Origin of the sequence: Streptomyces sp. M41 (assembly GCF_043673425.1) — a bacterium.
Classification (GTDB): Bacteria; Actinomycetota; Actinomycetes; order Streptomycetales; family Streptomycetaceae; genus Streptomyces.
This window is the reverse complement of sequence record NZ_JBIMKE010000035.1, coordinates 7,317-26,142: the sequence shown is the minus strand read 5'-3', so window position 1 is coordinate 26,142 and position 18,826 is coordinate 7,317. Positions and strand designations below refer to the sequence as shown.

Here is an 18,826-nt window from a genome sequence, read left to right as displayed (position 1 = left end):
TGACGTATCTCGCAGGTGCCGTGAACAACTCACAGCACCCCAAAGGGACAAGGCCCCTCCTGCTCGGAGGAGGGGCCCACAGGGCAGGAGCGCCAGAGCGGCGGAGGGGTCAGGCCGCCACCGGCTGCTGGAGCTCCGCCGTCGCGTTCGTCGACGTCTCGACGGGCGCGGTTCCCTCGGGGGTCGTCCTGCGCATGCCCTTCAGGAGGATGACCAGGCCCGCGGTGACCGCCGTACCGGCAGCGACGGCCAGCAGGTAGAGCAACGGCTTGCCGATCAGGAAGGTGACCCAGATGCCGCCGTGCGGGGCCCGCAGGGTGGAGCCGACCGCCATGGTCAGTGCGCCGGTGACCGCGCCGCCCGCCATCGAGGCGGGGATCACACGCAGCGGGTCGGCCGCGGCGAACGGGATCGCGCCCTCGGATATGAAGGAGGCGCCCAGCACCCAGGCGGTCTTGCCGTTCTCGCGCTCGGCCGTGGTGAACAGCTTCTTGCGGACCGTGGTGGCCAGGGCCATGGCCAGCGGCGGGACCATGCCGGCGGCCATCACGGCTGCCATGATCTTCATCGCGGAGTCGCTCGGGTTCTGCACGGCGATCCCGGCGGTGGCGAAGGCGTAGGCGACCTTGTTGACCGGGCCGCCGAGGTCGAAGCACATCATCAGACCGAGCAGGATGCCTAGGAATACGGCGTTGGAGCCGGACAGACCGCTCAGCCAGTCCGTCATGGCCTTCTGGGCCTCGGCGATGGGCTTGCCGATCACCACCAGCATCAGGAAGCCGACGATCATCGACGAGAGCAACGGGATCACGACCACCGGCATGATGCCGCGCAGCACCGGTGGAATGCGGATGCGCTGGATGGCGAGGACGACCCCGCCGGCGATCAGGCCGGCGACCAGGCCACCGAGGAAGCCGGCGTTGATGTCGAAGGCGATCATGCCGCCGACGAAGCCGGGCACGAGACCGGGCCGGTCCGCCATGCCGTAGGCGATGTAGCCGGCGAGAACGGGTATCAGGAAGCCGAAGGCGACGCCGCCGATCTGGAACAGCAGTGCCGCCCAGCTGTCGAGCCCGCCCCAGTCGAAGTGGTCCATGACGGGCTTGGCCTTGTCGATCTCCCAGCCGCCGATCGCGAAGCCCAGCGCGATCAGCAGACCGCCCGCCGCGACGAACGGGACCATGTAGCTGACGCCGGACATCAGCCACTTGCGCAGCTTGGTGCCGTAGCCGTCGCCGGGCTCGCCCGTCCGCTCGACGGGGGTGCCGCGGCCGGGCCCGGCCGGGGCGGTGGCCTCGCCGCGGGCCGCCTTCTCACGCACCTCGGCGATGAGCGCGGCCGGGCGGTTGATGCCCGCCTTCACACCGGTGTCGACGGTGGGTTTGCCGGCGAACCGGTCCTTCTCCCGTACGGCCACGTCGTGGGCGAAGATCACGCCGTCCGCCGCGGCGATGACGGCCGGGTCGAGCCTGGTGAAGCCGGCGGAGCCCTGCGTCTCCACGACGACTTCCACGCCCGCCTCGCGGCCCGCGTTCTCCAGGGACTCGGCGGCCATGTAGGTGTGGGCGATGCCGGTCGGGCAGGAGGTGACGGCGACGATACGGAAGGGGCGCTCGGCTTCTGCGGCGGGCAGGGTTGCCGGGGCGGCCGCGGCCGGGACGGGGACCGGGGTTGCCGGGGCGGCCGGCGCCACGGCCGTGGTTTCGGGGGCGTCGGGCCCCGGGGCCGTGGTTTCCGAGGCGCCGGGCCCGGGGGCCGGGGTTTCCGTGGCGGCGTCGGAGGAGGCCGCCACCGACGCCGCCACGGAGTCCTGGGATGCGGACGGGGTGCCCGCCGCGGTTGGCGCCGGTGCCGGAGCAGATGCCGCGGCCGGCGCCGGTTCCTCGCCCCGGATCAGGGCCGCCGCCGATGCCGAGTCGCCCGCCGACCGCAGGGCGTCCGTGAACTCGCTGTTCATCAGCTGCCGGGCCAGCGACGACAGGATCGTCAGATGGGCGTCGTCCGCCCCGGCCGGAGCGGCGATCAGGAAGATCAGGTCCGCCGGGCCGTCCGCCGCGCCGAAGTCGATGCCCCTCGTGCTGCGCCCGAAGGCGAGCGTCGGCTCGGTGACATGCGTGCTGCGGCAGTGCGGGATACCGATGCCGCCGTCGAGGCCGGTGGGCATCTGTGCCTCGCGGGCGGCCACGTCGGCGAGGAAGCCGTCCAGGTCGGTCACCCGACCCAGGGCCACCATGCGCGCGGCGAGGGCGCGTGCCGCCGCTTCCTTGGTGTCGGCGGACAGGTCGAGATCGACCAGGTCCGCGGTGATCATGTCGCTCATCGCGGGCTCCTTAGCGCGCGTATCGCCCGGGGAGTCTGGTGGGCGGGGAGGGGGACGGGGGTGCCATGGGGGGTGGCGGGAACGGGAGGCCGGTGACGGGCACCTGGGACGGGGAGGTGGTGGCAGGTGTCCGGGGCGGAGCAGTGAGGGATTCGGCAGAAGCACCGGCACCGGCAGCACCAGCGCCAGCACCAGCACCAGCACCAGCACCAGCACCAGCACCAGCACCGACTAACGGCGACCCTCGCCGCTCACGGAGCGGCTCCGCCGGCACGGTGACCATCACTGCATTCGTCATGACACCGGCTCCTCGAGCGCCCGGCCCTCCGGCACCTCGGAGGTGACCGTCACCGCCGCCGGGTCCAGGTCGTCCGGGGACGGCATCACACTGCCGGGCAGTTGTACGGCCGCCGCCCCATGGGCGACCGCGGAGGCGAGGGCTTCCGGACCGCTGCCCCCGGCGATCAGGAAGCCGGCGAGGGACGAGTCACCGGCGCCCACGTTGCTGCGCACGGCGGCGACGCGCGCGCTGCCGAACCAGGCGCCCGAGCCGTCGACCAGCAGCTGACCGTCGGCACCCAGGCTCGCGAGCACGGCGTGCGCACCCATCTCGCGCAACTCCTCGGCGGCCTTCAACGCGTCGCCCACGGTGGCCAGGGGGCGTCCGACGGCCTCCGCGAGCTCCTCGGCGTTGGGTTTCACCACGTCGGGCCGCGCCCGCAGGGCCTCCAGTAGGGCACGCCCGGAGGCGTCCAGCGCGATCCGCGCGCCCCCGGCATGCGCCCCGGCGACGACATCGGCGTACCAGGACGGCGCGAGCCCTCGGGGCAGGCTCCCGCAGCAGGCGATCCAGTCGGCGTCGGACGACTGCCGGCGCACCGTCTCCAGGAGCAGCTCCTGCTCGGCGCCGGACAGTTCGGGGCCGGGCGCGTTGATCTTCGTGAGGACGCCGTCCGACTCCGCGAGCGCGATGTTGGAACGGGTGGCGCCGGTGACCGGGACCGGCGCGACCTCGATGCCCTGCGCGTCGAGCAGGTCGGCGACGAGCGCGCCGGGCGCACCGCCCAGGGGCAGTACCGCGACCGTGCGCTGCCCGGCGGCGGCAACCGCGCGGGAGACGTTCACACCCTTGCCGCCCGGGTCCATGCGCTCGCCGGTGGCACGGATGACCTCGCCGCGGTCGAGGGAGGGGACCGCGTAGGTGCGGTCCAGGGACGGGTTGGGGGTGACGGTGAGGATCATGAGCGCTCGTTTCTGACCACAGGGCAGTCGCGTTTTACGGACACAGCACCTGCGTTTACACACACAGCACTTCCGTGCCGCCGCGCTCGATGGCGGCGGCGTCTTCGGGGCTCAGCCCGCTGTCGGTGATCAGCAGGTCCACGTCGCCCAGGTCGCCGAAGCGGGCGAAGTGTTCCTGGCCGTGCTTGGAGGAGTCGGCGAGCAGCACCACGCGGCGGGCCGCGGCCACGGTCGACCGCTTGACGGCGGCCTCGGCGAGGTCGGGCGTGGTCAGACCGTGCTCGACGGAGAAGCCGTTGGCGGCGACGAAGAGGACGTCGGCCCGGATCTCGCCGTATGCGCGCAGCGCCCAGGCGTCGACGGCGGCGCGCGTACGGTGCCGTACGCGTCCTCCGATGAGGTGGAGCTGGATGCCTGGGTGGTCCGCGAGGCGGGCCGCGATGGGCAGGCTGTGCGTGGCCACGGTCAGGGACGTCTCCAGAGGCAGGGCGGCGGCGAGGCGGGCCACCGTCGAACCGGCGTCGAGGATCATCGTGCCTTCGGTGGGCAGTTCGGCCAGGGCCGCCTTGGCGATCCGGTTCTTCTCGTCGGCCGCGGTGGTCTCGCGCTCGGCCAGGTCCGGTTCGAAGTCCAGGCGTCCGGCCGGGATCGCGCCGCCGTGCACCCGCCGTACGAGTCCGGCGCGGTCCAGGGCCTTCAGATCCCGGCGGATCGTCTCCGCCGTCACCTGGAACTCCTCGGCCAGCGACAGGACGTCCACCCGGCCGCCGTCACGGGCCAGCCGGAGGATCTCCTGCTGACGCTCCGGTGCGTACATGCCCGTTCGCCTCCGAACTGTGCCCGAACTTGTGGATTCGCGAGGAGGCTACGCCTGGATATCTGGAAAGTAAACAAGTTCGGGCTCAATCGGGCATGAACGGGCCTAGGGAGGGAGAGGGAGGGAGAGGGAGGGAAAAGGGCCGGAAACAAAGACGAGGGCCCGGCACCGAAGTGCCGGGCCCCTCCCCCGTCTCCTCAGGACGTCCTCATGACGTCCTGACGGCGTCCCTCATGACGTCCTGACGACGTCCTCATGACACCAGCGCCGCCTCCTTCTCCGGCGCCGGCGCCTCGTCCCCCGCCGCTCCCTCGACGTGCTGCGCCGGCCGGCCCGGCAGCGCGAACATCAGCAGGAAGATGGCGGCCATCACCGCGGCCACCCAGCCCAGCGCATGCTGGAAGCCGTCCACGAAGGCCGTGCCCGCCGCCGGACCGCGGGCCCCCTCGGACATCCGGTCGTCGACGACACCGAAGAAGACCACCGAGACCAGGCCGAGGCCGAGCGCGTTGCCCATCTGCTGGACGGTGTTGATGAGGCCGGACGCCGAGCCCGAGTGCTCGCGCGGCACCTCGGAGAGGATCGCGTCCGTGAGCGGCGCCACGATCAGGCCCATGCCGACGCCCATGACGACCAGGGGCAGCGCCATCTGCCAAGGGGTGATCGTCAGGCCGTAGTGCCGGGACTCCCAGATGTAGAGCAGGACACCGATCGCCATCACCAGCGCGCCCGCCTGGAGCACCTTGCGGCCGAAGCGCGGGACCAGCTTCTGCACGGACATGCCGGCCGCCGTCGAGACGGCGATCGAGAACGGGATCCCGGTCAGGCCGGCCTTCAGCGCGCCCCAGCCCAGTCCGAACTGCATGTACAGCGTCCAGACCAGGAAGAAGATGCCGAGCGCCACGCCGAAGACCGTCTGGACCGCGATGCCGGCCGCGAAGCTCTTCACCTTGAACAGGGAGAGCTCGACGAGCGGCGAACCGTCGCGGGCCGTCTTGCGCCGCTCGTACGCCACCAGCGCCGCGAGGACCACGAGCGCGCCGGCCATCGACACATATCCCCAGGTCGGCCAGCCCAGCTCACGGCCGCGGGTCAGCGGGTAGAGCAGCATCAGCAGGCCGAGGGTGACGAACGCGACGCCGACGAGGTCCAGCTTCAGGGCCTTCGGGGCCTTCGACTCGGTGATGAAGCGGCTGCCGAGGATCAGGCCCGCGATGCCGACGGGGAGGTTGATGAGGAAGATGGGGCGCCATTCGAGGCCGAACAGGTTCCACTCGGTCAGCAGCGCGCCGAGCAGCGGGCCCGTGACGGCGCCGAGGCCGACGACCGCGCCGAACAGGCCGAAGACCTTGCCGCGCTCGTGCGCCGGGAAGGTGGCGTGCACGATCGACAGGACCTGCGGCACCATCAGCGCCGCCATCGCGCCCTGCAGGATGCGGGAGGCGACCAGCATCTCCGGGTTCGCGGCGAAGCCGCACAGCGCGGAGGCGACGGTGAAGCCGCCGATGCCGATGAGGAACAGCCGCTTGCGGCCATGTATGTCGCCGAGACGGCCGCCGGTGATCAGACCGGCCGCGAAGGCCAGTGCGTAACCGGCGGTGATCCACTGGATCTGGCCGAAGGTGGCGCCGGCCTCCCGCTGGATCGACGGGATGGCGATGTTGACGATCGTGACGTCGACGAGGTCCATGAAGGCCGCGGTCATCACGATCGCGAGGGCGAACCAGCGGCGGCGGTCACCGGCGGGGGGCGTTGCTTGTGTCCTGGTCGCAGTCATCGTGTGCTGCGTCTCGGCTGAGGTCATGGCTGGAAGGTATTCCAGCAGTAGGTCAGATCGTGTCCTAGTGGTGCGGCATCCTCGAAGTCATGACGACGGATACTCCGGCACGGCTGCTGACGCTCCTCTCTCTCCTTCAGACGCCCCGCGAGTGGCCCGGCGGTGAACTCGCCGACCGGCTCGGGGTGTCCCGGCGCACGGTACGGCGTGACATCGACCGGCTGCGTGAGCTGGGCTATCCCGTGCAGGCGACGAAGGGCTCCGACGGGGGCTACCGGCTGGTCGCGGGCAAGGCGATGCCGCCGCTCGTCCTCGACGACGAGGAGGCCGTGGCGATCGCGGTCGGCCTGCGGGCCGGCGCGGGGCACGCGGTCGAGGGCGTGGAGGAGGCGTCGGTGCGGGCGCTGGCGAAGCTGGAGCAGGTGCTGCCGTCCCGGCTGCGGCACCGCGTCTCCACGCTTCAGGCGGCGACGATGCCGCTGACCAGCGGGGACGGGGCGAGTATCGCGACCGAGACGCTGACGGTGATGGCGTCGAGCGTGGCGGGTCGGGAGCGGTTGCGGTTCGCCTACCGGGCGGGGGACGGGACGGAGTCGCGGCGCCTGACCGAGCCGTACCGATTGGTGTCGACGGGGCGGCGCTGGTACCTCGTCGCCTACGACCTGGACCGCGACGACTGGCGGACGTTCCGGGTCGACCGGGTGAGCGAGCCGTTCGCCACGGGAGCGCGGTTCGAACCGCGGGAGTTGCCGACGGGCAGTGCGGCGGAGTACCTGCGGCAGTCGATGTGGCGGCGCCAGGAGACGTACGAGTTCTCGGTGACGTTCGAGGCGCCCGCGGAGTTCATCGCTGCCCGGTTGCCGGGGTGGCTGGGGGCACCGGAGGCGCTCGACGGGGGGCGGCGGTGCCGGTTGCGCGGGGCGACCGGGGACGCCGTGGAGTGGATGGCGGTGCGGTTGGCGATGGCGGACTGCGAGTTCACGGTGGAGTCACCGGAGGAACTCGTGCGATGTGTAAGGGAGTTGGGCGGCAGGTTGAGCCGGGCGGCGAACTGATTGCAACCCGGGATCACTGGGCTGATCAGGGACGCTGTGCCCATGTGGCACAATCTGCCATTCGGGTGGGCCACCCCGTGGTTCAGGTACGGGGTGGCCCATCTTTCTGCTCTTCTGCCGCGACGACAGATTGAGCCGGGCCCCGGCACCCAGGGGGGACGGGCGCCGAAGCCCGGCTCGGGGGAAGTCCCGGCGCCGGGGGGAGTGCGTCGGGACTTGGTCTGTGGGCCGGCGGTGCGGGGTCGGATCGGATCCGGGACAGGGTCGGGATCCGTGGTGCCGGGTCGAACGGCCGCCGGGACGACGGCCGGTGGTCTCGGGACGCTCGAACTCCCTTTCCCTGAGGTCTTGTTCCCGGAGCCCCGCCGCTTGAAGCGGCGTTACATCGCCATGTTTGCGCGGTCTTTCGCCACCCGGCGTACGCGGCGGTCACCACTCGCACGCCCCCACGGGGACAGCCCGGGATGGGTACCCCGGGCCGCTGCTCACGCAGCCGCGTCGAACCCGGTGCTGCGCGCCAGCTTCTTCAGCTCCAGCAGGGCGTGCTTCTCGATCTGGCGGATGCGTTCGCGGGTGAGACCGTGCTCCTTGCCGACCTCGGTGAGGGTGCGCTCGCGGCCGTCCTCGATGCCGTACCGCATCTTGATGATGGACGCCGTGCGCTGGTCGAGACGGCCGATCAGGTCGTCCAGTTCCTCGCTGCGCAGCAGGGTGAGGACCGACTGCTCCGGGGAGACCGCGGAGGTGTCCTCCAGGAGGTCGCCGAACTGGGTCTCGCCCTCGTCGTCCACCGACATGTTCAGGGAGACCGGGTCGCGGGCCCAGTCCAGGACGTCCGTCACCCGGTCCGCGTTCGAACCGAGCTCGGCGGCGATCTCCGCGGGCTCCGGGTCCCGGCCGTGCTCGCGGTTGAACTCGCGCTGCACGCGCCGAATTCGGCCCAGCTCCTCGACCAGATGGACGGGGAGGCGGATGGTGCGGGACTGGTCGGCTATCGAACGGGTGATGGCCTGACGGATCCACCACGTCGCGTACGTCGAGAACTTGAAGCCCTTGCGGTAGTCGAACTTCTCCACCGCGCGCACCAGGCCGGCGTTGCCCTCCTGGATCAGGTCGAGGAGGGGCAGGCCGCTGCGCGGGTAGCGCCGGGCCACCGCGACGACCAGGCGGAGGTTGGAGCGGATGAAGATGTCCTTGGCCCGCTCGGCGTCGGCGACGAGGGCCTCGAGCTCCTCGCGGGTGGCGTCCGCCTTGGACTCCTCGTATCCGTCGAGGACCTGCCTTGCGAACACACCCGCCTCGATGATCTGCGACAGCTCGACCTCCTTCGCGGCGTCGAGAAGCGGCGTGCGCGCGATCTCGTCGAGGTACATGCCGACCAGGTCGCGGTCCGCGATCTCGCCGCCATGGGCGCGAACACTGCTGGCCGCGGCGACGGCCTCGCCGGTGGCGGACTGACGACGGGCGACGGCACGGGTTGCCATGCGTGCTCCCTTGCGGTGGGTGTCCCCGGCTCGAACGCGGTCGAGAGTGGGGAGGGCGGGCGGTGGTCCTTTTTGAACGCTTGGGACTCTTGTCGAGTGCCCTGCATCCGATGGAAACAACGACTGGAATCAGGACAGAATTCCCAACCCGCCCCCAAATTTTTCTGATCTTGCAGTATCCTGCCTGACCGCACACCGGACAGGTGCTGTCGCCACGGACAGAGCCGCAGGTCAGGCGGGAAATCAAGAGCGCCCCCGGGGCCTCACCGGTCGCTGTGTCCGCGAACATGAGACACCCGCCACATCCGCAACCGGGTGCTTCGCGCCGAGGAGCGCCGCCTTCGACCGCCCCTGTGCCCCTGTGCCCCTGAAGACGGCACGCGCCCGCCGATGGTTGCCCGCCGGACACCTCAGCCGAACTGCACCGACCGCTTCGCCAGCCCCATCCAGAACCCGTCGATCACCGACTTCTGGCCGTCCAGTTCGCCGGCCGCCTCCGCGGCGCCCATGCTCACGAACAGCGGGGCGAAGTGCTCGGTGCGCGGATGGGCGTAGCGGCCGGCCGGGGCCTTGTGGAGAAAGTCCAGCAGCCCGTCCCAGTCCCGGTTTTCCAGCGCCCGGTGACCCCAGTCGTCGAACTCCGCCGACCAGGAGGGGATGCCGCCTTGTCGCAGGGCGGCGAGGTTGTGGGTGAAGAAGCCGGAGCCGACGATCAGCACGCCCTCGTCGCGCAGCGGCGCGAGGGTGCGGCCGATGTCCATGAGCCGCACCGGGTCGAGGGTCGGCATGGAGATCTGCAGGACGGGGATGTCGGCGCCCGGGTACATCTCGACGAGCGGTACGTAGGCGCCGTGGTCGAGGCCGCGGTCCGGGATGTCCTGGACGGGCATGCCCGGGGCGCGCAGCAGTTTCCGTACGGAATCGGCCAGCTCGGGGGAGCCGGGTGCGGCGTACCGCACCTGGTAGTAGTGCTCGGGGAAGCCCCAGAAGTCGTGGACCAGGGGAACGGTGTCGGTGGCGCCGATGGCGAGCGGGGCCTCCTCCCAGTGGGCGGAGACCATGAGGATGGCCTCGGGGCGGGGCAGGGCGGCGGACCAGGCGGCGAGCTCACCGGGCCAGACGGGGTCGTCGGCGAGCGGCGGGGCGCCGTGACTGAGGTAGAGAGCGGGCATGCGCTCAGGTGCGGCGGCGGACTTGGCGGCGGACACGGCGGGAACTCCCTCCGGCGACTGAAGCTCCATTTGCTTCAAATCTAAAACTTCTTCTCGGTCACGACCGTACGCCGAAGTAGTTAAAACTTCAAGGAGAGCTCTCGTACAGTGGAGTACATGAACACGGCATCGACCTCCGCGCCCCGCGCGTCCTCGGCCCGCGCGTCCGCGCCCCCACCCGCACCGGCGGAGGAACCACGCTGGCTCTCCGACGACGAGCAGCGCGTCTGGCGCTCCTACGTCGACGCGACCACCCTGCTCGAGGACCACCTGGACCGTCAGCTCCAGCGGGACGCGGGCATGCCGCACGTCTATTACGGCCTGCTGGTCAAGCTCGCCGAGTCCCCGCGGCGCCGGCTGCGGATGACCGAGCTGGCGATGTACGCGAAGATCACCCGCTCCCGCCTCTCGCACGCCGTGGCCCGGCTGGAGAAGAACGGCTGGGTGCGGCGCGAGGACTGCCCCGACGACAAGCGGGGACAGTTCGCGGTCCTGACCGACCAGGGCCTTCAGGTGCTGAAGCAGACCGCCCCGGGGCATGTGGCGGCCGTGCGGCAGGCGATGTTCGACCGGCTCAGCCCCGAACAGCAGAAGGCCCTCGGCGAGATCATGCGGATCGTCGCCGAGGGCCTGCAGCCCAGCGAAGCGGGTGCGGACCTGCCCTGGCTGCGCTGAACCGCTCATTCAGCGAGCCGGGGCAGGTCCTGGAGGCGGTACGTGCGGAGCGTCCCCATCCCCGCACATACGCCTGGTCCCAAGGGGTACGGCCGTACGGCCGCCGTCGGGCTCAGTGCGCGACGACCGGCACCGGCACCTCGTCCTCGGCGCCCTCCGCGGAGGACGCCACCGTCGTCCCGCCCGGACGGCCGGCGTTGACGAAGGTCAGGGCGATGGCCGCGGCGACGACGAGGATGCCGACGGCGAACCAGATGGCGCTGGTGTAGCCCTGCACCATGCCCTCCAGCTGGACCAGCTGCTGCTGGGAACGGCTGGACGCGCCGGCGATGTGGTCGGCGACGTAGGCCGTGGTCGCCGAGGCGGCGATCGTGTTCAGCAGGGCCGTACCGATGGCACCGCCCACCTGCTGCGAGGTGTTGACCATCGCGGAGGCGACACCGGCGTCCTGCGGCTTGACGCCCTGGGTGGCCAGGGACATGGCCGGCATGAACGCCGTACCCATGCCGAGACCGAGCAGCAGCATCGCCGGCAGCAGCAGGGCGGCGTAGGAGGAGCCGATCTCCAGCTGGGTCAGCAGCAGCATGCCGAGCGCGGCGACCAGGAAGCCGGGTCCCATCAGCAGGCGCGGCGCGACCCGGGTCATCAGCCGGGTGCCGATCTGGGTCGAGCCCGTGATCATGCCCGCGATCATCGGCAGGAAGGCGAAGCCGGTCTTGACCGGTGAGTAGCCCTTCACGATCTGGAGGTAGTACGTCAGGAACAGGAACAGGCCGAACATCGCGATGATCGCGAGACCGAGCGAGAGGTAGACACCGCCGCGGTTGCGCTCGGTGACCACGCGCAGCGGCAGCAACGGGGCCTTGACCTTGGCCTCGACGAGGACGAAGGCCAGCAGCAGCACGCCGGAGGCGACGAACATGCCGATGGTCGTCGAGTCGTCCCAGCCGTTGGACTCGGCGCGGGTGAAACCGTAGACCAGTGCGACCAGACCGAGGGTGGACAGGATCACGCCGGGGATGTCGAGCGAGGAGCGGTTGCGACCGCCCTGCGGCTCACGGATGACGAACCAGGCACCGGCCGCGGCGACGATGGCGAACGGGATGTTGACAAAGAACGTCCAGCGCCAGTCCAGGTATTCGGTGAGGAAACCGCCGAGGATCAGACCGACGGCACCGCCACCACCGGCGATGGCGCCGTAGATGCCGAACGCCTTCGCGCGCTCCTTGGCGTCGGTGAACATCACCGCCAGCAGCGAGAGCGCGGCCGGGGCGAGCAGGGCACCGAAGACACCCTGGAGGGCACGGGCGCCGAACATCATGGCCTCATTGGTGGCCGCGCCGCCCAGCGCGGAGGCGGCGGCGAAACCGGCCAGCCCGACGACGAAGGCCCGCTTGCGGCCCCAGAGGTCGGCGATACGGCCGCCGAACAGCAGCAGACCGCCGAAGGCGAGGGCATAGGCCGTGACGACCCACTGCCGGTTGCCGTCGGAGATGCCCAGGTCCTGCTGCGCGGAGGGCAGGGCGATGTTCACGATGGTCGCGTCGAGGACGACCATCAGCTGGGCTATCGCGATGAACGCGAGTGCTTTCCAGCGGTTGGGATCGGCGGCGCCGAGGCCGCTGCCGGGAGCCTTTGCGGCTGTTTCAGACATGGGGGTACCCACTTCGGGACTTCGTGACGGAAAAAGTGAAAGGTGAGGGGACGGCTCGTCGGCTTTGACGGCCGGTGCCGGTGAGAGCTGGTGGCTATGTGATGCGGCTAGGTGCTGTGGCTGGGTGATGCGGCTAGGTGCTGTGGCTGGGTGATGCGGCTAGGTGCTGTGGCTGGGTAATGCGGCTCAGGTGCTGTGGCTATGTGATGTGGCTGGTCGCTGTGGCTATCTGATTCGGTCTGGTGACTACCGCCGTGCTCTGAACTGATCGGTCAGGCCTGGCGCAGGTCCTCCATGGTCAGTGGCGTACCCGGCAGGGTGGAGCGGGCCGGGGCCCGCAGTCCGTCCAGGAACAGCTGCAGATGACGGTGGACGTAGCGGTCGGCGAGGTCGCAGCCCGTTCCGGCCGGGGGGCGGCTGAGCTGGGCCGCGGCGATCATGAGGTCGCCGACGTCCACGTCGGAGCGAAGCTGGCCGGCCACCTTGGCCCGGTCCATGATCGCCCCGATCAGCTGCTCGACCCGCTCACGCGCGGCCTCCAGATCCGGGTGATGCTTGTCGAACGTGCTCTGGACCATCGGGCACAGCGCGCTGATCCGCTCGTCGGCGGCGGTGTGCACGAAGCGCTCCAGGGCGTCGAAGGCATCCCCGGTCTCCGCCAGCGCGAGCTCTGCCGCGGCGGCCGTGCGGTCCATGACGGAGCAGACGACCTCGCGGACCAGCGCGTCGCGGTCGGGGAAGTTGCGGTACACCGTGGCGTTGCCGACGCCGGCCCGGCGGGCGATGTCGTCCAGCGGCACGTCGGGGCCGAACTCGACGAACATCTCCCGGGCGGCGGTGACGATCCGCTCCCGGTTGCGCAGCGCGTCGGCGCGCGGCCGGGTCGCCTTGCGCGATACGGGGGTTGCGGTCTGCACGGCGTACTCCTGAGTTCTGGTGAGGGCGATCCGGGGAAGTCATCCCCGTTTCGCGCGAACACATGGCTAAACGGGGAGGGGATCCCCGCTTATTTCCCACCCCGCCCAGCATCTCATGTGACCTGAGTCACAATCTCCCGTCGCGGGGACCCACGTTCGGTCTCTTTCAGCGAGCGCCCCCACGGCTCTCGACACAGGGTGATCGAGAGGGCGCAGCGCGCAGTCGGGCGGCTGCCATGGACTGAAGGGCCCATGCATGCAGCCGAGCCGCCGGATATGCCCCCGCCGGGTGGCCGCCCTCGCCTCCGTGACCGCCCTGACCCTGGCGGTCAGCACCTCGGCAGGCACCGGCAGCCACCCGGCGGGCATTCCGACGGTCACCGGAGCGGGACCGATCTCGCTGGACCGCTCCTCCCCTCTCGGCCCCTGCATGATCACCGGCCGGCCCACGGTCCAGATGTCCGAGGGCGTGCCGACCGTCCGCGGCTACTCCCGCTCCACCGGCACCGTTCGCGCCCTCACCGTGATGGTCGACTTCCCCGACGCGCCCGGCCAGGGCCCCGCGCTCGACCGTTTCGCCGAGTTCTTCCCCCAGACCCAGGAGTGGTTCCGCACCAGCTCCTACGGGCGCCTCGACTACCGCCCCCGCACCCCGATCCGCGACTGGCTGCGCATGCCGAAGTCGTTCAGGGCCTACGGCATAGAGCGCGGCGCGCCCTTCGACCCCGGGTACCGGCAGCTGGTCCAGGACATCGTGGCCGCGGCCGATCCCCGGGTGGACTTCAAGTCGTACGACTTCCTGAACGTCCTCGTGACACCGAACGCCGGCCCCTCGGCCCTGGACACCGTTCTGTCGGTGTCCTTCGCGGGCAACACCGAGGCCCCGGTCGCCGACGGCGTCTCCGTCGCCAACGCGTCCTTCGTCTACTCCCGCCAGGACGACGGCTCCGGCTCCTACCACCGCACCGGCTACCGCGTCCTCCCGCACGAGAACGGCCACGTCTTCGGCCTGCCCGACCTGTACACCGCGGAGGGCGGCGGCGCGGTCGGCCACTGGGACATCATGAGCGAGGACTGGGGGGCCAACAACGACCTGCTCGGCTGGCACAAGTGGAAACTGGGCTGGCTGGACAGCGCCCAGATACGGTGCGCGGCCACCCCCGGGACGTCCGAGCACGCCCTGACCCCACTGGCCCGCGCGGGTGGCCCGAAGCTGGTGTTCGTCCCGCTGGACCGCCGCAGCGGCTACGCCGTCGAACTGCGCACCCGCGAGGGCAACGACGAGGCCGTCTGCCGCCCCGGCGTCCTGATCTACAAGGTCGACGCGGACGTGGACACCGGGATGGGCCCGGTACGCGTCCACGACTCCCAGGAGGACAGCGGCGGCTGCACCCGCAGCGCGAACGTCCACGCCGAACTGTCGGACGCGACGCTGGCACCGGGCGAGGAGTTCCGGGACACGGAGCGGGGGGTGCGGGTGGAGGTGGTGGGGGTGGATCTGTCGGGTGCTTACCGGGTGCGGGTCAGTCGGGGGTAGGGGGTGGGGGTGGGGTGGGGTGGGGGCGAAGGCCGGGGAAGGGCCATGTCCGAGCGAGGGTGGCGTGAGTGGGTCGGTGGACGGGTGGCCCGGTGGACGAGTGGCCCGGTGGACGAGTGGCCCGGTGGACGGGTGGGTCGGTGGACGGGTGGGTCGGTGGACGGGTGGGCGGGTGCGCACAGACACGATTCGGACCCGACGTCCGACATGGCGTTGCGCGCGCGTGCGGCGGCGTGGGCGTAAGCCCTCGTCAGGGGCGATTACGGTTAGGGCTGCCGCCACGCCGTACGGAGAGCCGATGCCCGCGAAGACGACCCTGGACGACCGTGCCGTGCCGGCGGAGGTGATGACGCCGTTGATCCGGGGCGTCGCGGTGCTGCGGCGGCTGACGGAGGCCGGCGGAACACTGAGCGCGAGCGCGCTGGAGCGGGCGACCGGGCTGGCGCGCTCCACGGTGGACCGGATCACGTCCACGCTCGCCCGCATGGAGTACGTCCGCCTCGACGGCCGTGACGTGGTGCTGGCACCCCGCGTGATGGAACTGGGCAACGCCTACCTGGCGGCCCTGGCCCTGCCCACCCTCCTCTCCTCCCACGCGGACGCGCTCGCCGACGAGTTGGACGAGTCGGTGTCGCTGGCGGTCGGTGACCTTGACGGCATCCGCTTCATCCACCAGGCGACGCGGCGCCGCGCGATGTCCCTGAGCTTCGGCATCGGCGACCTCCTCCCGGCCGAACGCACCGCGCCGGGCCCGCTGTTCGCGACGGAGTGGACGGACGCGCAGTGGCGGACCTGGCGCGAGCGCCGGGCGGCGGATCCGCGGGACCAGGGCTTCCCGGCCGTACCGCCCCGTGAACACCCCACCCCCGAAGCCGACTTCGAGCACCGGACGGCCCGGGCACGCCGGGACGGGTGGGCACTGGACGACCAGTTGATCGAGCCCGGGCTCGTCGCCGTGTCCGTACCGGTCCGGGACCCGCGCGGGGGTGGCCGTATCGCCTGCGTGGCGAGCGTGGTGAGCCATACGAGCCGCCACACGGCCGCCGACCTGCGCGAGACACTCCTCCCCCGGCTGCGCTCGGCGGTCGCGGAGATGGAACGCGAACTGCGCGACGCCCCGCAGCCACGCCCCGGGGCGACGCCCGAGGGCCTGGCGATCTGGACGGGCGCCTCGAAGCAGGAACTGGGCCGGGAGTTCGTCGAGTCACTGGCACGCGGACTGACCGTACTGACCGCTTTCGGCGAGGGACGGGCCGATCTGACGCTCACGGACGTGGCAAGGGCGACGGGGCTGTCCCGGGCGACCGCGCGCAGGGCGCTCATCACCTACGAACACCTGGGCCTGGTACGCCGACCGGGCAACCGCTCCTTCGCGCTGACCCCTCGCGTCCTGTCCCTGGGCTTCCCGCCCCTGTCCCGCACCACCCTCGCCGAGATCGCCGCCCCCCACCTCGCCGAACTGGCCGCCAGGGTCCATGAGTCGGCATCCCTGGCGGTGCTGACCCCCTCGGGCAAGGAGGTCCAGTACACGGCCCGAGCCGCGACCAGCCGCGTGATGAGCGTCAATGTCACGGTGGGCACGCGGCTGCCGGCGTATGCGACGTCGCCGGGGCGGGTGCTGCTGGCGGACATGCCGCGTGGGGCAACCGAGGGCCACCCCTCGATCACCCTGACGGACCTGCGCCCCCTGACCCCTCGCACGACGACGGACCCCACGGCTCTGTCGGCCGTGCTGGAGAAGGTCCGCGCACAGGGATACGCCCTGGTCGACGAGGAGTTGGAGGAGGGCCTGCGATCGGTGGCGGTCCCGGTACGCGACCGGACGGGCCGGGCGGTCGCCGCGCTGAACGTGGCGATGCACGCGGCTCGACGCTCGGCCGAGGAGTGCGTTCGGGAAGTACTGCCGGAGCTGATGGAGACAGCGGGGCGGGTGGAACGGGAACTGGGGGTGGCGGGGAGGTTCGCGCGGGTCGCGTGGGGGTGAGGGGTGGGCGGGGATGAGGTGCACCCGAAGCGGCCGGCTCACCTCACCCGTCGTACGGCCGGACGGCGCGCCCTTCCCGCAGGGTCAGCCCCCACCAGGCGAGCTGGTCCAGCAGCACGGCGGCGGCCTTGGCGGTGCCGTCCGTGTCATGCGGACGCCCCTCGTCGTCGAACTGCTCCCAGGCCATGTGAAAACTGACCGTGTCCCGCAGGGTGACGGCATGCAGCTCGGCGAAGACCTGCCGAAGCTGCTCCACCGCACGCTGTCCGCCGGCCATACCGCCGTAGGAGACAAACCCGACCGGCTTGGCCCGCCACTCCTGGTAGACGTAGTCGATGGCCAGCTTCAGGGCGGCGGGGTAACCGTGGTTGTACTCGGGCGTGACGACGACGAACCCGTCGAGCCCACCGACGCGCTCAGCGAGGGTCGGGGCGTCGCCCGGCGCCGCGGACCGCTCGAAGGTGAGCTTGAGCTCGTCGACGAGTGCGGGTTCGGAGAGATCGATGACATGCGTCTCCATGTCGTCCCGCCGCCCCATCTCCGCCACGAACCACCGAGCCACGGTGTCGGCGAACCGCCCCTCCCGCACACTGCCGACGATCACGCCGATCTTGAGCGGGGGTGAGGGTGTGGGGCGTGCGGGGATCACCTGGGTGCGCGGAGCCGGAGTCCGGGACATGGATGTACCTCGATTCGGGAATGGCGATGGCAGGCGTGGCAATCGACCGGCCCCTGAGCGGGGCCCGCGCAAGCAACGTAAAATCTCAAGTTAACTTGAGGTCAAGCGGCCCGAACGCCCACGACAGCGCCCACGGAGCCGGGGCACAACACCGAGAGACGGATCCGCTACGCTGTCAGGGCACCTCTGCCTTCGTAGCTCAGGGGATAGAGCACCGCTCTCCTAAAGCGGGTGTCGCAGGTTCGAATCCTGCCGGGGGCACAGCGAAAAGGGCCAGCTCAGGGTCACGATCCCCTCGAACTGGCCCTTTCACGTGATCGCGGCCGTGCCACCCTCGTGCCACAAATGCCACGAAGATGTCACGCCGCCATAACCGCGCGTCTTGCGGATCATCGAACCGAGCCGATCGGCGATCCCGCGGGGGCACGGCCCGCCAACCAGAGGGCTTAGAGATCAGCGCTGACCAAGGTGCGCCTCGCAACATCCGGACGCAGCGGTTCCCCACAAGCTGCACAGTCGGCACCCGGCGGGCGAGGTGCAGTCGTCCGATCAAGCGCACGGTTGTGGTCGCCTCGCCGTCCACCTAGCCGGATCGCCATCGCCTCCAGGGGACCCGACCAGAGGAACCAAGCGGTCGCGATTTGAGGGAGCATTGCACTGGACGGTCGCCCGGCGCATACGCCACGACCGTCGACAAGGGTCGCCGCCCGCGCCTACGTGCGGGGCCTCGACCTAGCCGAAGAGAGCTGCACGCCGCAGGTCGTGCATGTTCGGTAAGTTTTCGAACTAGTTGCCCCCGTCCGGGTGAACTCTTCCAGGCGGAAAGGACCTTGTGCGGGCGTCTGTACGATGTCGGTCCTCGACAGCGTTGCAGCGCCGTTCAACAACCTTGAAGTCGGCTGCTGTTGGCGCATCGGCCGAGATGACCGGACGGAATCTTTCGATCCGCTCTCCTCGGTGGTCCCCATTCATCGTCTGCAGCCTTGGGCGATGGCCTACCCGAACATGATCACAGCGCGTTGCTACTTGTAAGTAGGGAGTCACCAGTTGGGTCTCCAGACCGGCAGGAAAGGGTCGGCGAGGTCCTGCCTGATGATGGGTCACGCTGCAGGGCGGAGCTCCTGCACCGAGGCGCCGGCGGTGCCGTAACTGTCCGAGAGGTTTTGAGCCGATGAGTCCTAACCCTCCACTCCGTCCGTCCCCGGAGGGAGACCAGCCGCCCCGCGGCGCTGCTGACGCAGACATGGCTTCCGAGGTGGACGAGAAGGGGATACCGGCTGCCGTACGCGACCTGGTCGCCGAAACCGACGAGGCTCTCGCGTTGGAGGCCGAAGTCGACGAGGTCGTCGCCTCCGAAGCCGAGACCGACGAGGTCGCCACCTCCGAAGCCGAGACCAACGAGGTCGCCACCTCCGAAGCCGAGACCAACGAGGTCGCCACCTCCGAAGCCGAGACCAACGAGGTCGCCACCTCC

The 18,826-nt window shown here is 70.7% G+C and carries 14 protein-coding genes and 1 tRNA gene; 6 read left to right on the top strand and 9 right to left on the bottom strand.

The features are described from left to right. Positions 1–109: 109 nt before the first annotated feature. The 4 genes from ACHBTE_RS30950 to ACHBTE_RS30935 all read right to left on the bottom strand — a co-directional run bounded on the left by ACHBTE_RS30950 (position 110) and on the right by ACHBTE_RS30935 (position 6,183). Entirely contained in the window at positions 110–2,320 is a 2,211-nt protein-coding gene (locus tag ACHBTE_RS30950; RefSeq protein ID WP_394728144.1) for a fructose-specific PTS transporter subunit EIIC, read from the bottom strand. Between the two features lie 294 nt (positions 2,321–2,614). Further along, complete coding sequence (pfkB, locus tag ACHBTE_RS30945; protein ID WP_394728142.1) at positions 2,615–3,562, bottom strand: 1-phosphofructokinase; 948 nt, start codon at positions 3,560–3,562, stop codon at positions 2,615–2,617. Positions 3,563–3,617: 55 nt separating this feature from the next. Continuing rightward, entirely contained in the window at positions 3,618–4,379 is a 762-nt protein-coding gene (locus ACHBTE_RS30940; RefSeq protein WP_394728140.1) for a DeoR/GlpR family DNA-binding transcription regulator, read from the bottom strand. A 253-nt stretch (positions 4,380–4,632) separates the two neighbouring features. Next, positions 4,633–6,183 (bottom strand): MFS transporter, encoded by a 1,551-nt coding sequence (locus ACHBTE_RS30935; protein WP_394728138.1) that lies wholly within the window; start codon positions 6,181–6,183, stop codon positions 4,633–4,635. A 62-nt stretch (positions 6,184–6,245) separates the two neighbouring features. Between ACHBTE_RS30935 and ACHBTE_RS30930 the strand changes: the two genes are divergently transcribed. Next, positions 6,246–7,211: a helix-turn-helix transcriptional regulator gene (locus ACHBTE_RS30930; protein ID WP_394728136.1), complete on the top strand. Its 966-nt coding sequence runs from the start codon at positions 6,246–6,248 to the stop codon at positions 7,209–7,211. Positions 7,212–7,696: 485 nt separating this feature from the next. Here ACHBTE_RS30930 and ACHBTE_RS30925 read toward each other — a convergent pair whose 3' ends face one another. After that, complete coding sequence (locus ACHBTE_RS30925; RefSeq protein WP_394728134.1) at positions 7,697–8,695, bottom strand: RNA polymerase sigma factor RpoD/SigA; 999 nt, start codon at positions 8,693–8,695, stop codon at positions 7,697–7,699. Positions 8,696–9,105: 410 nt separating this feature from the next. Beyond that, positions 9,106–9,936, bottom strand: coding sequence for a dioxygenase (locus ACHBTE_RS30920; RefSeq protein ID WP_394728132.1), 831 nt, complete (start codon positions 9,934–9,936; stop codon positions 9,106–9,108). Between the two features lie 87 nt (positions 9,937–10,023). On the opposite strand from ACHBTE_RS30920, the gene ACHBTE_RS30915 reads away from it, so the two are divergent. Next, the gene (locus ACHBTE_RS30915; protein ID WP_394728130.1) at positions 10,024–10,581 is read left to right on the top strand and encodes a MarR family winged helix-turn-helix transcriptional regulator; all 558 of its coding nucleotides are present in this window, start codon (positions 10,024–10,026) and stop codon (positions 10,579–10,581) included. A 112-nt stretch (positions 10,582–10,693) separates the two neighbouring features. Here the strand turns inward: ACHBTE_RS30915 and ACHBTE_RS30910 are convergent, their stop codons facing one another. Together ACHBTE_RS30910 and ACHBTE_RS30905 are read right to left on the bottom strand one after the other, a co-directional pair. Next, positions 10,694–12,235: an MFS transporter gene (locus ACHBTE_RS30910; protein WP_394728128.1), complete on the bottom strand. Its 1,542-nt coding sequence runs from the start codon at positions 12,233–12,235 to the stop codon at positions 10,694–10,696. Positions 12,236–12,507: 272 nt separating this feature from the next. Then, positions 12,508–13,152 carry a TetR/AcrR family transcriptional regulator gene (locus ACHBTE_RS30905; RefSeq protein WP_394728126.1) on the bottom strand — a complete coding sequence of 215 codons (645 nt, stop codon included), beginning with the start codon at positions 13,150–13,152 and terminating at the stop codon, positions 12,508–12,510. Between the two features lie 256 nt (positions 13,153–13,408). Here ACHBTE_RS30905 and ACHBTE_RS30900 point away from each other — a divergent pair, with 256 nt between their 5' ends. Both ACHBTE_RS30900 and ACHBTE_RS30895 read left to right on the top strand, forming a co-directional pair. Continuing rightward, positions 13,409–14,689, top strand: coding sequence for a M6 family metalloprotease domain-containing protein (locus tag ACHBTE_RS30900; protein ID WP_394728124.1), 1,281 nt, complete (start codon positions 13,409–13,411; stop codon positions 14,687–14,689). A gap of 298 nt (positions 14,690–14,987) precedes the next feature. Beyond that, positions 14,988–16,673, top strand: coding sequence for an IclR family transcriptional regulator C-terminal domain-containing protein (locus ACHBTE_RS30895; RefSeq protein ID WP_394728122.1), 1,686 nt, complete (start codon positions 14,988–14,990; stop codon positions 16,671–16,673). 43 nt (positions 16,674–16,716) lie between these two features. Here the strand turns inward: ACHBTE_RS30895 and ACHBTE_RS30890 are convergent, their stop codons facing one another. Further along, positions 16,717–17,352: an NADPH-dependent FMN reductase gene (locus ACHBTE_RS30890; RefSeq protein ID WP_394728120.1), complete on the bottom strand. Its 636-nt coding sequence runs from the start codon at positions 17,350–17,352 to the stop codon at positions 16,717–16,719. A 188-nt stretch (positions 17,353–17,540) separates the two neighbouring features. Between ACHBTE_RS30890 and ACHBTE_RS30885 the strand changes: the two genes are divergently transcribed. Beyond that, a tRNA-Arg gene (locus tag ACHBTE_RS30885) sits at positions 17,541–17,613 on the top strand. A gap of 982 nt (positions 17,614–18,595) precedes the next feature. Beyond that, positions 18,596–18,826 (top strand): hypothetical protein (locus ACHBTE_RS30880; protein ID WP_394728118.1); only part of this gene is annotated, 231 nt, incomplete at its 3' end.

What these genes read in the sequence shown, in the direction of transcription:
- ACHBTE_RS30925 (WP_394728134.1), bottom strand. Translation starts at nt 8,695, where the DNA reads ATGGCAACCCGTGCCGTCGCCCGTCGTCAGTCCGCCACCGGCGAGGCC.
- ACHBTE_RS30895 (WP_394728122.1), top strand. Translation starts at nt 14,988, where the DNA reads ATGCCCGCGAAGACGACCCTGGACGACCGTGCCGTGCCGGCGGAGGTG.
- ACHBTE_RS30915 (WP_394728130.1), top strand. Translation starts at nt 10,024, where the DNA reads ATGAACACGGCATCGACCTCCGCGCCCCGCGCGTCCTCGGCCCGCGCG.
- pfkB (WP_394728142.1), bottom strand. Translation starts at nt 3,562, where the DNA reads ATGATCCTCACCGTCACCCCCAACCCGTCCCTGGACCGCACCTACGCG.
- ACHBTE_RS30900 (WP_394728124.1), top strand. Translation starts at nt 13,409, where the DNA reads ATGCAGCCGAGCCGCCGGATATGCCCCCGCCGGGTGGCCGCCCTCGCC.
- ACHBTE_RS30920 (WP_394728132.1), bottom strand. Translation starts at nt 9,936, where the DNA reads ATGGAGCTTCAGTCGCCGGAGGGAGTTCCCGCCGTGTCCGCCGCCAAG.
- ACHBTE_RS30910 (WP_394728128.1), bottom strand. Translation starts at nt 12,235, where the DNA reads ATGTCTGAAACAGCCGCAAAGGCTCCCGGCAGCGGCCTCGGCGCCGCC.
- ACHBTE_RS30940 (WP_394728140.1), bottom strand. Translation starts at nt 4,379, where the DNA reads ATGTACGCACCGGAGCGTCAGCAGGAGATCCTCCGGCTGGCCCGTGAC.
- ACHBTE_RS30950 (WP_394728144.1), bottom strand. Translation starts at nt 2,320, where the DNA reads ATGAGCGACATGATCACCGCGGACCTGGTCGATCTCGACCTGTCCGCC.
- ACHBTE_RS30935 (WP_394728138.1), bottom strand. Translation starts at nt 6,183, where the DNA reads ATGACCTCAGCCGAGACGCAGCACACGATGACTGCGACCAGGACACAA.
- ACHBTE_RS30890 (WP_394728120.1), bottom strand. Translation starts at nt 17,352, where the DNA reads ATGTCCCGGACTCCGGCTCCGCGCACCCAGGTGATCCCCGCACGCCCC.
- ACHBTE_RS30930 (WP_394728136.1), top strand. Translation starts at nt 6,246, where the DNA reads ATGACGACGGATACTCCGGCACGGCTGCTGACGCTCCTCTCTCTCCTT.